The sequence below is a fragment of the Frigoribacterium sp. NPDC087798 genome (genome assembly GCF_044742985.1).
Classification (GTDB): domain Bacteria; phylum Actinomycetota; class Actinomycetes; order Actinomycetales; family Microbacteriaceae; genus Frigoribacterium.
Map to the genome: position 1 here is coordinate 1,307,274 of NZ_JBIUVP010000001.1, position 13,403 is coordinate 1,320,676.

Below are 13,403 nucleotides of genomic sequence, written 5' to 3' on the forward strand. Positions count from 1 at the left end.
GCGGTCAGAGCACCTGGTCGAGGAAGGTCTTCAGCCGGTCGGTGCGCGGGTGGTCGAAGAGCTGGCCCGGCGGCCCGGCCTCGACGACGACGCCACGGTCCATGAAGACGACCTGGTCGGCGGCCTCGCGGGCGAAGCCCATCTCGTGGGTGACGACGACCATGGTCATGCCCGCGCCGGCCAGCCCCTTCATCAGGGCGAGCACGCCCTTGACCAGCTCGGGGTCGAGGGCCGAGGTGGCCTCGTCGAAGAGCATGACCTCGGGTCCGAGCGCGAGGGCCCGGGCGATGGCGACGCGCTGCTTCTGGCCTCCCGAGAGGGACGCGGGCCGCACGTCGGCCTTCTCGGCGAGCCCGACCTCGGCGAGGCGCTCGAGCGCGACCCGTCGGGCCTCGGCCGCCGACACCCGACGGACCCGGCGCAACGGCAGCACGATGTTGTCGAGCACCGTCCGGTGCGGGAACAGGTTGAAGTGCTGGAACACCATGCCGACCCGACGACGCAGCGCGTCCTCGGAGCCGTGCAGCACGTCCGTCCCGTCGAGCAGCACCTCGCCGCCCGAGGGCTCCTCGAGGCGGTTGATGCAGCGCAACACCGTCGACTTGCCCGACCCCGAGGGGCCGATGATGCAGGTCGTCGTACCGGCGGGCACCACGAGGTCGATGCCGTGCAGCACCCGGGTGGCGCCGAAGTCCTTGGTCAGGCCCCGGATCTCGAGGTCGCCGGCGGTCTGGACCGCGGGCACGGCAGGAGGCGCGGTGAGGGCGGTCATCGAGGGGCTCCAGACGTGGCGGGGGCGAGGGGTTCGGCGGTGGGGGCGGCTGCGGCCGAGGTGGTGGGGGCGGCCGTCGCGACCGCTCCCGCCGACGTCGGCGGGGAGGCCGGGGGGACCGTGCCCGACGGGCGCCGCCCGAACGAGCGGCCCTCGCGCAGCCGACGGTCGATGACGTTGACCAGGTGCGTCAACGGCACCGTGATGATCAGGTAGAACACGCCCGCCAGCACGAGCGGCGAGAGGTTGCCGTTGGTGATGGCCGCGTCCTGCCCGATGCGGAACAGCTCGCGCTGCGACGTGATCAGGCCGAGGAAGTACACGAGCGACGAGTCCTCGACGATCGCGATGAACTGGTTCACCAGCGACGGGAGCACCTGGCGGATGCCCTGCGGGATCACGACGAGCCGCATCGAGTCGCCGTGGCTCATGCCGAGCGCCCGGGACGCCTCGAGCTGACCACGGTCGACGGCGAGGATGCCGGCCCGGAAGATCTCGCCGATGTAGGCGCTGGCGATCAGGCTGAGCGCGAGGATGCCCAGCGGGTACGGGTTCCCCGGCGTGAACAGGTTGAACAGCGGTGACAGGCCCGTGCCGATGAGCAGGATCGTGAGGATGGCCGGGAGGCCGCGGAACACGTCGGTGTAGATGCGGCTGAGCACGCGCGGCAGGCGATGGCGGCTCGTGCCCATCACCGCGAGCAGAAGCCCGACCACGATGCCGATCGCCGTGGCGCAGAGGGCCAGCAGCAGCGTGTTCCACACCCCGTAGGCGAGCATGTCGGGCAGCGTGCGCAGCATCGCCTCGCCGTCGAAGAAGCTGCGGCCGATGTTGGCCAGCGCGTCGGAGAAGTTCACGGTCGCCCCCTGCTCACTCGCTCGGCTGGAACTCGTCGGGCACGGGCTGGTCCGGGAAGAACTCCTGGTCGATCTCGAGCCAGGTGCCGTCGGCGACGATGTCGGCGACAGCACCGTCCACGGCCGTCTTCAGTGCGTCGTTGCCCTTCGCGATCGGGAAGCCCACCGGGAACTCGGGCACGGCGACGTTGATCGCGATGGTCTGCGAGCCGTTCGACGCCGCCGCGTACTCCTCGGCCACGGGGAAGTCGAGGAAGTGCGCGTCGATCGTGCCCGAGCCCAGGGCGGCGACGGCGCTGTTGTTGTCGGGGAAGCGCACGAGCTCGGCACCGGTGAAGTTCTCCTGCGCGTAGCTGTCCTGGATCGTGCCCTGGACGATGCCGAGGCGCTTGCCGTCGAGCGAGGACTCGTCGTCGGTGATGCCGGAGCCGTCGGCGGCCAGGACCGAGATGTACCCGATGAAGTAGTGGTCGCTGAAGTCGACCGTCTTCTCGCGTTCTTCGGTGTCGCTGATGGACGCGGCCGCCATGTCGAGTTGCCCGTTGGCGACGGCGGGCAGCAGGGCCGAGAACTCCTGCGTGACGAACTCGGTCTTCAGCCCGAGGCGCTTCGCGACCTCCTTCGCCATCTCGACGTCGAAGCCCTGCAGCTCGCCGTCCTCGGTGTACGCGTACGGCTTGGTGTCGCCGGTCGTGCCGATCCGCAACGTGCCGGCCGAGACGGTGCCCAGCTCGTTCGAGGCGCCGGCTTCGGAGCCGCCCGACGAGCAGGCGGTCAGGGCGAGGCCGAGGGCGGCGACCGCGGCGAGGGCGGCCGTGAGGCGGGTGGTCGTTCGTCTGGTCATGGTTCTCTCCTGTCGGGGCGGTGCGAGGCGGTGCGGTGCGAGGGGAGTGCGGGGTGGGTTCGGGAGGCGCGGGTCGGGTGGATCAGGACGGCACGGCCAGGCGGTCGACCGTGTCGGTGGCGGCCGCGGCCGTGTGGTCGTCCTCGTCGAGCCAGGACGTGCCGTCGTAGACGCGGTCGGGGCTCATGAAGTCGATGTCGGTGAACGGTTCCTCGTCGACGGCCAGCTGCGCGAGCAGCTCCCCGATCGCGGGGGCGTGCTTGAAGCCGTGGCCGCTGTCGCCGCCGGCGACTACGACGCGGGGGTCGCCGCCGGGGTGTCCGATGACGAACTGGCGGTCGGGCGAGTTCGTCACCATGCAGGCGATCGCCTTGGCGGGGGTCGGGTCGAGTCCCGGGAAGGCCCGGGCCACGGCTGCCGAGAGCATGCCGTAGTCCGCCGCGGGATGGATGTACCGGTCCACGGTGTCGGCCTCGGCGTCCTCGAAGGCACCGCCCGAGTCCTCGAGGCCGATCTTGACGGCGTAGCCGTCACCGTCGCCCCGGTCGGCGCCGTGACCCCAGAGGGTGGTGCCGTCGGGCAGCTGGCGGATGAACACCGGGAAGGCCGCGAGGTCGAAGTCGCCGCCCGGTGCCGTCGCCTCGGGGGTCGTGCCCTCGAACCAGAAGAGCGGGGTGCGGCGGGCGACGAGGGGATGGTCGACGAACTGTGGGGTCCAGGCACCGAGCGTCACGACCACGCGGGCGGCCCGCAGCACGCGGCCCCCGGCCGTGACCTCGACTCCCCCGTCGACGGGGTCGATCGCCGTCACCCGGGTGTCGGTCAGCACGGTCGCGCCGAGCGACCGGGCCACCTCGACGGCGGCCCGCACGCCCTTCTCCGGGTAGCTGATGCCGGCGGCGGGGTCCCACACGCCGATGTCGTCGGGGCCGAAGCCGGCGTACTGCGGGAACCGCGCGACGAGTTCGTCGTGCTCGAAGACCGTCGACTCGAGCCCGGCCTCGTGGACGGCACGCAGGGTGCCGGCGACGACGTGGCCGTCGCGGGGGCCGACCATGACTCCGCCGGTCTGACGCAGGAGGGTCTGACCGGTGCGCTCGCCGAGGTCGTACCAGAGGTCGCGGGCGCGGGTCGCGATCGGGGCGAGCCCCGGGTGCTCCATGCAGGCGATGCGGAACAGCCGGGTCGCGCCGTGGGTCGAGCCCATCGGGTGGCCGATGCCGAAGCGCTCGACGCCGATCACGCGCCGTCCCCGCTCGGCGAGGCGCCAGAGCGCCTGTGCCCCCCAGGCGCCGAGCCCGACGACGATGACGTCGGCGTCGAGGGACGGGTCGGTGGGTCCTGGTACCGAGGAGGCGGTGGTGGCGTCGTTCATGGCCCCTGTCTATTGCGTCGACACTTGCGCCCTCAAATACCAAAAAGGGATGATCTGATATGCGCTGCATATGAGGCGCGACCGACGAGAGGCCCGTCATGGAGATCCGAGAGCTCACCTACTTCATGGCGGTCGCCGACGACCTGTCGTTCACGAAGGCCGCCGCGCGGTTGCAGATGAGCCAGCCGCCGCTCAGCCAGGCCATCACGCGACTCGAGGCGAAGCTCGGCACGCGGTTGTTCGAGCGGCAGGCGCGGACGGCCCCCCGGCTGACCCCGGCGGGCGAGCTGCTGAAGCGCGAAGGCAAGCGCATCCTGCACCAGATCGAGCAGACCGAGTCGCTGCTCGACTCGGTCGTCGCCGACGTCCAACCGCTGCGGGTTGGCAGCATCAGCTCGGTGCTCGCCGGCCTGCTGCCGACCGTGGTCCGGGCGTTCTCGGCGTCGCACCCGGGGGCTCGGGTGCTGGTCGAGGAGAGCGAGGAACAGGCGATCCTGTCCGACCTCGTCCGCGGGTCGGTCGACCTGGGCTTCACGCGCGTCCGGTCGATCGACGACCGGTTCGAGGTCGAGCAGTTGGCACTCGAGCCCCTGGTCGTGGCCCTGCCCGACACCCACCGCCTGGCCAGTGAGACCTCGGTGCCGCTCGGCGAACTGGCCGAGGACGACTTCATCATGTTCAACCGCGAGGACGCACCCCAGGCCTACGACCGCATCGTCATGTCCTGCGTGCGCGCCGGGTTCAACCCCCGCATCCCCATCCACGCGGTCAACGACCTCTCGATGCTGAGCACGGTCGCCTGCGGCCTCGGCGTCTCGCTCATGCCCTACCTCTCGTCGTACATCCCGATCCCCGGCGTCCGCTTCGTCACGATCGCCGAGGACTGGGCGCGGACGGCCCTGTCGATGCTCTGGCTCTCCGGCCGGCCGAACCCCATGACGACGGCCTTCACGGCGCAGATCCGGACCGAACTCACCGTCATGCGCGACCGCGACCTGCGGGCCGGGCGCATCACCCTCGAGTTGATCGGCGGTTGAACCGACGACGCGAGCACGACTTGGGGCACGTCGACGCTCGTGTCAAGCCCGGTGCGCATCCTCCCCGGGCCGGAGAGGATGGAGCATCTCCTGCCAGTGCTTCACGGGCGGCACGGTCTCGTCACACGGCCGTGTCGGCGGAGACCGATGCGACGATCGTCGCGTCGCGGGGCCGCGACCCGCCCTAGGGGTCGCGGCCCCTCACAGGCCTGCGGCCTAGTGTGACGACCAGTGCGTGCCCCGGCCGACCATCGTGTCTCCAGACCTCGGACACGACGAGACCGGGCGGACAACCCCCACCAAGAGATCAGAGGTCCATCCCATGCCCGTGACGACGCTGTACACACGTCAACAAGCCATCCGCCTGTCGCCCGAGAGCGACGTCGACGCCCTGAAGGGCCGGATCGTCGCCGCATCCGGCGGAGCGCCGGCATTCGTCGACGTCGAGACCGCGTCGGGCAGCCACGTGTCCGTCCTGGTCACCGGTCGGACCGAGATCTGGTTCGAGACGGACGACCGTGTCGACGATCCGTCGGCAGCCTCCGTCGCCGAGCTCCCCGACTTCGACTACTACGCCGCCGAGTCGGCGTAGTCGTCCGGCTCTCGCCGGATCTCGGCCAGGCTGAGCTGCGACGACGCGGTGATCAGCACCTCGACGGCCTTCAGCGTGCCGGCCCCCTCGTTGACGGTCAGCCAGAACGGCTCGCCGCCGGTCGCGGTCGCCAGGACGCGGGCCTTGAGGTCCTCGAGCGACGTGTTCGACAGGGTGTACGCATGGCCGTCGTAGGCGATGTCGATGCGGTTCATCAGGTGGCCTTACTGGTGGGCACGGAGGGCTCGGGCACGATCTGCAGACCCGCGTTCGTGTTGGCACTGACCTCGAGGGCGTGGATCCATGCAGGGTTGATGGCCGGGCTGCGCGAGCCGTAGTACTTGTACACCAGCGGGATGGTCGGGTGCAGCCAGATGCTCGTGCGGCCGTCTCCGACCTGCTGATCGTCCTTCCACGAGAAGTAGAACGACTCACCGCGACGCATCTTCATGCCGATGACGATCTGGAGATGGGCGAGGGTGCGGTCGTCGAAATCGATGGTCAACGAGCGGTCGTAAGCGAGTTTTCCCATGTCTGGCCTTCTGCGAGAGCGGAGCGACCAGGGCCCAGACGGCCGCTCGACGCACGGGTCGATGGACGACCGATGCGACCAGACGCTACACGACATCTGTCCCCCGACACCGGCCCTTTCAACCCGATAATTCTCCTTCCCACAAAACTGACGACAGGTCAACCCTCTTCACCAGAACGGGGGGTCTTCATAGATTGGAGACCGATCCCCGGGCCAGCGGAGGTCGGTCACCCCGGGAGGAAGGTCGGTCATGAGCACCTACGAAACCAATCCGTTCGCTCGACCCGCGGTGATCCACACGTACCCCAAACCCGGCATCTCTCGAGCACACCGCGTGAGCATCGGTGTGACCGGCATCGACCGGAGCAGCAGTGCGTACCGACTGCCCGCCTACGAGGACTTCTTCCTGCCCCGTCGCGCCCACGACGGCAGGTCCTCGCGAGGGAGCACCCGGTGAAGCACATGACCTTCGCCGACAAGTCGTTCTTGCTCGGCGACGAGACCGCCGTCACGGTCCTCGAGTACGCCGCCGCGTTGGCCCACCACCACGACGCGGACGACGTCGAACTCGCGGCGATCAGCTCGGACGGTGACGAGGTGCGAGCCATCCTGTTGCTCGGCGGGGGTGCACCGCTGATGGCCGAGAGTGCTCACACCGAGTTGCCCGAGCCCGACAACGCCGATGCGCTCGCCTACATGAAGCGACGCCTCGACGCGTTGCGGCACGCACCGTCGGCCAACCCTCTCGACCCGGAGGCGCACGTCGACAGCGCGTACTCCGAACCCGACCTCACCCAGAGTTGATCGAGACGGGTCGACGCGCCTCCGCCCTGGTCGCCCGCGACGACCCGAGATTCCCTAAGCTCGACGAGACTCATCCAGAGAACCGGGCGGTGACCATGACGACATTCGACGACGCGGTCGAGGCACTGAGTCGTGCGCCGATCGGTGATTCGTTGTCACGGCCCTTCCTCGACCTCTTCCCCGTCTCCGGGGTCTCGATCGCGACCGTGGGCCCCGTCCTCGGCAGCGAGACCCTGACGGCGACGGACGACACGGCCCTGCGGCTCGACGAGCTGCAGTTCGACCTCGGCGAGGGCCCGTGCTGGGACGCCATGCGCACCGGCAGCCCGGTGCTGGTGTCCGACGCGCGTGCGTCGTCCAGTGCCGTGTGGCCCACGTTCGGCCCCGCGATCGTCGACCTCGACGTCCAGGCGATGTTCGTGTTCCCCGTCCGGGTGGGCCCCCTGCAGCTGGGTGCCATCGACCTGTACAGCGACCGGCCGGACGAGATGCCGGGCGAGGCCGTGGTGCGGGCCCAGATCCTGGCCCGAGCCGTCAGTCGCGCCGTCCTGCGCCACACGCTCGAACGGGAGCGACGCGACAACAACCTCGAAGTCGAGCCCGTCGGGGCGCACTCGCGCCGCATCGTGCACCAGGCCACGGGACGAATCCTCGTCCAGGCCCGGGTGTCGGCCGACGATGCGCACCTCCTCTTGCAGGGCTACGCGTTCTCGACCGGGGCCCGCGTGATCGACGTGGCCACCGACATCCTCCGTGGGCGGTTGACGTTCTCGGCCTCAGAACACGGAATCGAGGAACACCGCAATGAGTAACACCGACCGGGAGACCCATCTCGTCGACGTCTTCACCACCCTGGCCGACACCCTCGTCGCCGACTACGACGTCGTCGAACTGCTGCAGACCCTGGTCGACACCACGGTCGACCTGTTCGACGTGAGCGCCGCGGGCATCCTGCTGGCCGAGGCCGACGGGGCGCTCGACGTCGTGGCCTCGACCAGCGAGGCGTCGTACCTGATCGAGGTCATGCAACTGGACTCCGAAGAGGGCCCCTGCTTCGACTGCTACGTCACCGGCGCCTCCGTCAGCGTGCCCGACCTCGGCACCGTGCCCGACCGGTGGCTGCCGTTCGCCCGGGCCGCGTCCGAGCACGGCTTCGCCTCGGTGTTCGCGATCCCCCTCCGACTCAGGGCCGAGACGATCGGCACGCTCAACCTCCTGCGTCGAGAGACCGGCGATCTGAACCCCCGTGACATCCGCGCCGCTCAGGCGCTGGCGGACGTCGCCACGATCGGCATCCTGCACGAGCGCACGGTGCGCGAGGGCGACGTCGTGCAGAAACAGTTGCAGTCCGCCCTCGGCACGCGCGTCGTCATCGAGCAGGCCAAGGGCGTCGTGTCCGAGACCCGCCGCGTCAGCACCGACGCCGCCTTCGACGTCCTCCGGCGCCATGCTCGTGCCCACAACGCCCGCCTGGCCGACGTCGCCCGGGACGTCGTCGAGCGCCGCCTCGAACTCTGACCTCCAGCGCGAACCGCGCCATGGCCGCCGGACCTGCGTAAACGATGACGACCAACTTTGTCCAGCCCCTTTTCAGGGTGCCACGCGACTGCGAGTCTGTTCACCGAACCCTTCGCGGGCCGGCCTGAACCCGGCTCGCGAGGGGTGGCCGATCGGTTCCCGAAGACCATCGGCAGTGAGTGCCCTCCAACGATCACCCGTTTCGACGGAGGGCACTCACCATCAGACCGAGGCCGCCGCCCGCGCGACGTAGCCCTCGACGAGCCGCTCGCTGGCGGCCTCCGTGTCGGGCACCGTGGCGCGCTCGACCGTGAGCCGGGCCCAGTCGTCGCCCAGCACGAGGTCGGTGACGCACTCCGTCGCCGAGCAGGACCGGTACGCCCGGTCACCGTCCGCGAGCCCGGGAACGGTCACGGCCGTGTCGGGGTCGAGCAGGCCGAACTCGATGCGCTGCTCGAGGGCCCAGGCACCTCCGGCCAGGACGCTCTCGCTGCTGTAGGGCGTCGTGTCGTCGAGGATCGAGCACGACGTGGCGACCGCCCGACTCCAGGCCGCGGCGTAGACCGACCAGCCACCGCCCGGGGTCAGCACGAACAGGTCGTCACCCGCGCCGAGGGCCTCGCGCTCGAGCGCGGCGTCGGCCACGCAGGACCAGGGCCGGGCCGGGCCGCCGAGCGGCCAGGGGTCGTCCACCACGTCGGCCGACGAGACGACCTCGGTCACCTCGGCGACGACCGGTGCGAAGCGCTGCTCGGACGTGGCCTCGACGGACGGCGCGAACTCCGTCGCGATGATCGACACCCAGCTGTCGCCGACCAGCTGGTCGAAGGTGCAGCCCCGGAAGGTCTCGTCGCCGAAGCACCGGCCGTCGGGGTCGTCGCCGTAGATCTCGACGAACCGCGGCCACGTGTCACCGGCGTGCGGGAGAACCTGCACGAGCAGGCCGCTGTAGCCGCCGCCCCCGGTCGGGTTGTTCTTGCCGTCCGACGACCCTCCGTCGTTCCACGTGCACGAGAGCCCTCCTTCTTGGGCGATCGCGTAGTCCGAGGGCCTGACGGAGTCGCGGTCGTAGTAGTCCCGCGGAGTCCATGACGCGTCGATGGCACCGGCGGTCTCGGCCGACAACAGACCCGCGCAGTCCACCCCGAGTTCGGTGACCGGCGAGTCGGCGACCGGTGTCGGCGTCGCCGTCGCCGTCGCCGTCGGCCCGGAGGCCACCGGCGTCGACGGCTCCGAGTCGTCACCGCCCGCACCGCCACTCGTGCACGCCACCAACAGCATCGTCGTCGCGAACATCGACGCGAACGCCGCCCCGACCCGTTTCGTCGTCGTCCCCATGCCCCGACGCTACCGAGCAGAGGAGGCGCGGGCCGTCTCGATCGCGCAACGGTCGTACCCGGTCGCCGCGGGACGGGGGACAACGGCATCACGGTCTCGTCACGACGAGGCCCGCAGCCGACTCCGCCCGTCGACCGGCCCGACCGTGCTGTCTACAGTCGACCGACCGCGCTCACCCGACGCGCGGCACCACTCGTCCCGGGGGAACCATGTCCACATCACGCCGCCTCGGCGCCGCCACCGCCCTGCCCGCCGTCGCCTTGGCCGCGGCCCTCGTCCTCACGCCCGCCACGGCCTTCGCCGCCGAGGGCGACCCCGTGTCGACCGACGCCCCGACCGGCACCTCGACGCCGACCGACTCGACGTCGGCCGACTCGACGAGCGCCACCGCCGTGACCGTCCCGGGCGAGGCCGCACCGGCGGTGCCCGAGCAGGCCGGACCCGACGCCCCGGCCGTCGCCCCCGCGACGCCCGCGAGCGGCGCCACCGACACCAGCGGATCGTCGGAGGGAACGACCCACGCGGCCTCACCGGAGGCCGACGCCCCGGTCGAGACCCCGGCCTCGACCCAGGAGGTCGCTCCGGCAGAAGCCGCGGCCGACGTGGTCGTCGACGACCTCTTCGTCCTCATCCCCGTCACCGCCGCGCACCCGGGCCAGGCCTTCCCGGTCGTCGCCCAGGGCTTCACACCCGGTGACGTCGTGGACGTCACGGTGTCGGGCGACGGCGTGCCCGCCGATGCCGACTACGTCTCGTTCGACGACTCCCCCGTCTTCGACGAGGACGGATCGACGGTGTTCTGGGTGGAGCTGCCGGCGACCTTCGCCGTCGGGGGCGTCGTCACGGTCACGGTCACGGACGGCAGCGGCCTCTCGACCTCGTCCGACGTGCCGGTGACGGCCTCCGTCTCGGCCCCCGCGCTCTTCGCACCGGTCGGCGCGACGGCCGGTGTCGTCACCGTGAACGGCCAGAACGGCATCCCCGGCGGCTACGCCCTCGTCGAGGTCTACGACGCCGACGATCTGGTCACCGAGCTGCCCGACCCGTCGACCGATGCGCCGTCTCCGGACGCCGACCCGACGACTGAGCCCGACCCGACGACTGAGCCCGACCCGACGTCCGACGCCGAGCCCACCGGCGACGAGATCGCCTTCGAGATCCAGGTCGACGTCGACCCCGTCCCCTACGAGGTCTCGGGCTCCGCGACGGCCGTGGTGCCCGTGGACGCGGACGGACGCTTCGCGGCCCGCTTCGTCCTGCCCGCCGGCGACTTCGCGACGGACGCCTACACCTTCGACGCCGACTTCACGACGGAGAGCGACTTCTCGGAGGCCGTCGTCTTCTCGGTCGCCCCGGCCGTCGTCGTGCCCGCCGTCACGACCCCGGGCACCGTCGCTCCGACCGCACTGCCGGTACGTCGCGTCGCCGCCGTGACGCCGACCCGCGCGACGTCGCTCGCCTACACGGGGTCGGAGCCGTCGGGCGCGCTGACCTGGGCCCTCGGTGCCGTCCTCGCCGGGGCCGGTGCGCTCGTCGTCGGCCGCCTGCGCCTGCGTCGCCGCTGAGTCGAACCCGGCGGCCCCCTCAGGCCGCCACGATGTCCACAGCCCGCCACGAGATCTCGTGGCGGGCTGTGTACATCGTGGCGGCGCGCGGCGGGGCGCAGCGCGGCGCGGCGGCGGTCACCCGTCAGGGCGCGGGCTCACCCGGGGCCGGCGGGTCGCGGACGACCTGCTCGGCCCCGGCCTTGTCCAGCGTCCCCGGGAAGTTGAACCGCCCGAACTTCCCGGTGGGGTCGTGCGGGCTCACCGGGCGGGCGATCGAGGAGGCGCGGATCACCTCGATCAGCAGGTCGCGTCGGGCGTCGTCGAGCGCGGGCGTCGACCGCTCCCTGAGCAGCACGGACGCCGTCGGCCCCCGACGTCGGCCGATCTTCAGCAGCAGACCGGCCTGGTCGCCGTCGCTCAGCCCCACGAGCTCGGCCCGTTCGATCTGGTCGAACGGCACGACGCGATGGCGGATGCGCAGTCGACGCCCCTCGAGGTCGATCGCGAAGGGGGTGTTGAGCCACAGCACGACGTTCCACCCGACCGCGGCGGCGGTCGCCCAGAACACGAACGAGATCGGCACGGCGATCGGGCCGAACAGATCGACCAGCGACTCGCCGCCTCGAGAGAAGAAGGCACCGGCCGTCCCGAGGATCACGGTCGCCGGCAGGAAGACCCGCATCGCCCGCACCAGCACCCGCTGCTTCGGCTCGTCGTCGAACACGATCCAGGTCTCGTCGGACATGCCGTCACCGTACCGGGCCGTGCCCCCCGAGGCGTCGGCAACGACCCCGCCACTCCCCTGGTGTAGACAATCCTTCATGGACACGGCCGTGCCCGACCCGCCTCGCCACCGTTCCGAGCAGAAGCTGCGGGCCGCTCAGGCCTGGATGGTCAGCCTGTACGCGTTCCTGACCCTCCTGTTCGTCGCCCAGCTCACCTGGCGGGCGCAGTCCGAGGGCCGGGACGGCTCGTGGTTCGTCATGCTCGTCGGCACCGTCCTCTTCGCCGCCGCCGTCGTGGTGCTCGCCCTGCGCACCCTCGCCCTCTCGTCGTGGCGACGCCTCCCCGTGGACCCCGGCGAGCGCCTCCTCTGGGGCACCTTCGCCGAGCGCGTCCTGCCCACCGGAGGCGCGGCCTACCCCGGTCGCTTCGCCCTGTCCACGACGCGGTTGCGCTACGTGCCCGACCCGGTCTCGCGCCTCCGGGGGGTGACGGCCGAGGAGTGGCCCGTCGCCGCGCTGCACGACGTCCGTGTCACTCCGGTGGATGAACGCCGTCGGCGCCGTGGCGGCCGCTGGGTGATGGTCGACGCCGAGGGCGGCGCCCCGATCACCCTCATGTCGAACGAGTCCCACCTGGTCGCCGACGAGCTCTTCGAGGCGTTGGAGGTCGCCGCGCCGGCGACCCGCGACTAGGCGAGCCGCGCCTCCAGGCCGGCCCGCACGTCGGGCCACTCGGCGCGGACGATCGAGAAGTAGGCCGTGTCGCCCAGGGTGCCGTCGGCGGCGACGCGGTGCGAACGCAGCACCCCCTCGGGGACGGCGCCCAGCCGACGGATCGCTGCCGCGCTCCGCAGGTTCCGGGCGTCGCAGCGCAGCGCGACCCGGTTCAGGCCGAGGGCGTCGAACGCGTGCGTGAGCAGCAGCAGCTTGGTGGCGGGGTTCGTCCGTCCGCCCCAGAAGGGGCGGCCGTACCAGGTGCTGCCGATCTCGACCCGCCCCTGCGCCGGCACGAGGTCGTAGAGGGTCGTCGTGCCCCGCACCTGGCCGTCGTCCTCGCCGCGCACCGTGAACGCGAGGGTCGTCGGGTTCGCGAGTTGCGCCTCCACGTGCTCGGCGCAGGCCGCGACGCTCGCCGGACGCGGCGTCACCATGCCCGCCCACAGCCCGTCGTCGGTCAACGGCCAGAGCGCGGCCGCGTCCTCGACGGCGAGCGGATCGAGCCGCACGCCGTGCCCCATCAGCGCGACGTCGTGGATCATCTGTCCTCACCTGGCGTGCTCATGCGCACGATCCTAGGGACCGTGGACTAGGAGGCGCGGCGCCGGCCGCGGACACCGGTCACGACGCCCCGCGCGCATCCGCTACGGTGATCGATCACAGCCCACGAACTGGGGGCCGCGGCACGACCCCACCGTGCCGCACCATCGTCTGACGCGTCCGACCCGACGGGCCCGCCCGAGGA

At 71.3% G+C, this 13,403-nt stretch carries 17 protein-coding genes; 8 read left to right on the forward strand and 9 right to left on the reverse strand.

Annotated elements, in window-relative coordinates:
* Positions 1-4 precede the first annotated feature (4 nt).
* The 4 genes from ACIOSR_RS06105 to solA form a co-directional block, all read right to left on the reverse strand.
* On the reverse strand, positions 5-772 hold the full coding sequence (locus ACIOSR_RS06105; protein ID WP_402752103.1) for an amino acid ABC transporter ATP-binding protein: 768 nt from the start codon (positions 770-772) through the stop codon (positions 5-7).
* Positions 769-1,572 carry an amino acid ABC transporter permease gene (locus ACIOSR_RS06110; RefSeq protein WP_402752207.1) on the reverse strand — a complete coding sequence of 268 codons (804 nt, stop codon included), beginning with the start codon at positions 1,570-1,572 and terminating at the stop codon, positions 769-771. Before ACIOSR_RS06110 ends, ACIOSR_RS06105 begins: the two co-directional genes overlap by 4 nt.
* 70 nt (positions 1,573-1,642) lie before the next feature.
* The gene (locus tag ACIOSR_RS06115; RefSeq protein ID WP_159828966.1) at positions 1,643-2,473 is read right to left on the reverse strand and encodes an ABC transporter substrate-binding protein; all 831 of its coding nucleotides are present in this window, start codon (positions 2,471-2,473) and stop codon (positions 1,643-1,645) included.
* Between the two features lie 82 nt (positions 2,474-2,555).
* Positions 2,556-3,848 (reverse strand): N-methyl-L-tryptophan oxidase, encoded by a 1,293-nt coding sequence (solA, locus tag ACIOSR_RS06120; RefSeq protein ID WP_402752104.1) that lies wholly within the window; start codon positions 3,846-3,848, stop codon positions 2,556-2,558.
* Positions 3,849-3,946: 98 nt separating this feature from the next.
* Here solA and ACIOSR_RS06125 point away from each other — a divergent pair, with 98 nt between their 5' ends.
* Positions 3,947-4,885 carry a LysR family transcriptional regulator gene (locus ACIOSR_RS06125; RefSeq protein WP_402752105.1) on the forward strand — a complete coding sequence of 313 codons (939 nt, stop codon included), beginning with the start codon at positions 3,947-3,949 and terminating at the stop codon, positions 4,883-4,885.
* A gap of 322 nt (positions 4,886-5,207) precedes the next feature.
* Entirely contained in the window at positions 5,208-5,477 is a 270-nt protein-coding gene (locus ACIOSR_RS06130; RefSeq protein ID WP_402752106.1) for a hypothetical protein, read from the forward strand.
* Here the strand turns inward: ACIOSR_RS06130 and ACIOSR_RS06135 are convergent.
* The gene (locus ACIOSR_RS06135) at positions 5,456-5,692 is read right to left on the reverse strand and encodes a hypothetical protein (protein WP_402752107.1); all 237 of its coding nucleotides are present in this window, start codon (positions 5,690-5,692) and stop codon (positions 5,456-5,458) included. The two genes, ACIOSR_RS06130 and ACIOSR_RS06135, sit on opposite strands and share 22 nt — an antisense overlap.
* Complete coding sequence (locus tag ACIOSR_RS06140) at positions 5,692-6,009, reverse strand: ATP-dependent DNA ligase (protein ID WP_173151765.1); 318 nt, start codon at positions 6,007-6,009, stop codon at positions 5,692-5,694. Before ACIOSR_RS06140 ends, ACIOSR_RS06135 begins: the two co-directional genes overlap by 1 nt.
* A gap of 250 nt (positions 6,010-6,259) precedes the next feature.
* Between ACIOSR_RS06140 and ACIOSR_RS06145 the strand changes: the two genes are divergently transcribed.
* The 4 genes from ACIOSR_RS06145 to ACIOSR_RS06160 all read left to right on the forward strand — a co-directional run bounded on the left by ACIOSR_RS06145 (position 6,260) and on the right by ACIOSR_RS06160 (position 8,331).
* Entirely contained in the window at positions 6,260-6,466 is a 207-nt protein-coding gene (locus tag ACIOSR_RS06145) for a hypothetical protein (RefSeq protein WP_402752108.1), read from the forward strand.
* The gene (locus ACIOSR_RS06150; protein WP_402752109.1) at positions 6,463-6,813 is read left to right on the forward strand and encodes a hypothetical protein; all 351 of its coding nucleotides are present in this window, start codon (positions 6,463-6,465) and stop codon (positions 6,811-6,813) included. The genes ACIOSR_RS06145 and ACIOSR_RS06150 overlap by 4 nt, the downstream gene beginning before the upstream one ends.
* A 95-nt stretch (positions 6,814-6,908) precedes the next feature.
* The gene (locus tag ACIOSR_RS06155; protein ID WP_173151771.1) at positions 6,909-7,625 is read left to right on the forward strand and encodes a GAF and ANTAR domain-containing protein; all 717 of its coding nucleotides are present in this window, start codon (positions 6,909-6,911) and stop codon (positions 7,623-7,625) included.
* Positions 7,618-8,331, forward strand: coding sequence for a GAF and ANTAR domain-containing protein (locus ACIOSR_RS06160; RefSeq protein WP_402752110.1), 714 nt, complete (start codon positions 7,618-7,620; stop codon positions 8,329-8,331). The genes ACIOSR_RS06155 and ACIOSR_RS06160 overlap by 8 nt, the downstream gene beginning before the upstream one ends.
* A gap of 222 nt (positions 8,332-8,553) precedes the next feature.
* Here the strand turns inward: ACIOSR_RS06160 and ACIOSR_RS06165 are convergent, their stop codons facing one another.
* Positions 8,554-9,669 (reverse strand): hypothetical protein, encoded by a 1,116-nt coding sequence (locus tag ACIOSR_RS06165; RefSeq protein WP_402752111.1) that lies wholly within the window; start codon positions 9,667-9,669, stop codon positions 8,554-8,556.
* 209 nt (positions 9,670-9,878) lie between these two features.
* Between ACIOSR_RS06165 and ACIOSR_RS06170 the strand changes: the two genes are divergently transcribed.
* Complete coding sequence (locus ACIOSR_RS06170) at positions 9,879-11,234, forward strand: hypothetical protein (RefSeq protein ID WP_402752112.1); 1,356 nt, start codon at positions 9,879-9,881, stop codon at positions 11,232-11,234.
* 124 nt (positions 11,235-11,358) lie between these two features.
* Here ACIOSR_RS06170 and ACIOSR_RS06175 read toward each other — a convergent pair whose 3' ends face one another.
* Positions 11,359-11,961 (reverse strand): hypothetical protein, encoded by a 603-nt coding sequence (locus ACIOSR_RS06175; RefSeq protein ID WP_173151780.1) that lies wholly within the window; start codon positions 11,959-11,961, stop codon positions 11,359-11,361.
* Between the two features lie 76 nt (positions 11,962-12,037).
* Between ACIOSR_RS06175 and ACIOSR_RS06180 the strand changes: the two genes are divergently transcribed.
* On the forward strand, positions 12,038-12,634 hold the full coding sequence (locus ACIOSR_RS06180; RefSeq protein ID WP_402752113.1) for a hypothetical protein: 597 nt from the start codon (positions 12,038-12,040) through the stop codon (positions 12,632-12,634).
* Here ACIOSR_RS06180 and ACIOSR_RS06185 read toward each other — a convergent pair.
* On the reverse strand, positions 12,631-13,200 hold the full coding sequence (locus ACIOSR_RS06185; RefSeq protein ID WP_402752114.1) for a GNAT family N-acetyltransferase: 570 nt from the start codon (positions 13,198-13,200) through the stop codon (positions 12,631-12,633). The two genes, ACIOSR_RS06180 and ACIOSR_RS06185, sit on opposite strands and share 4 nt — an antisense overlap.
* Positions 13,201-13,403: the final 203 nt, after the last annotated feature.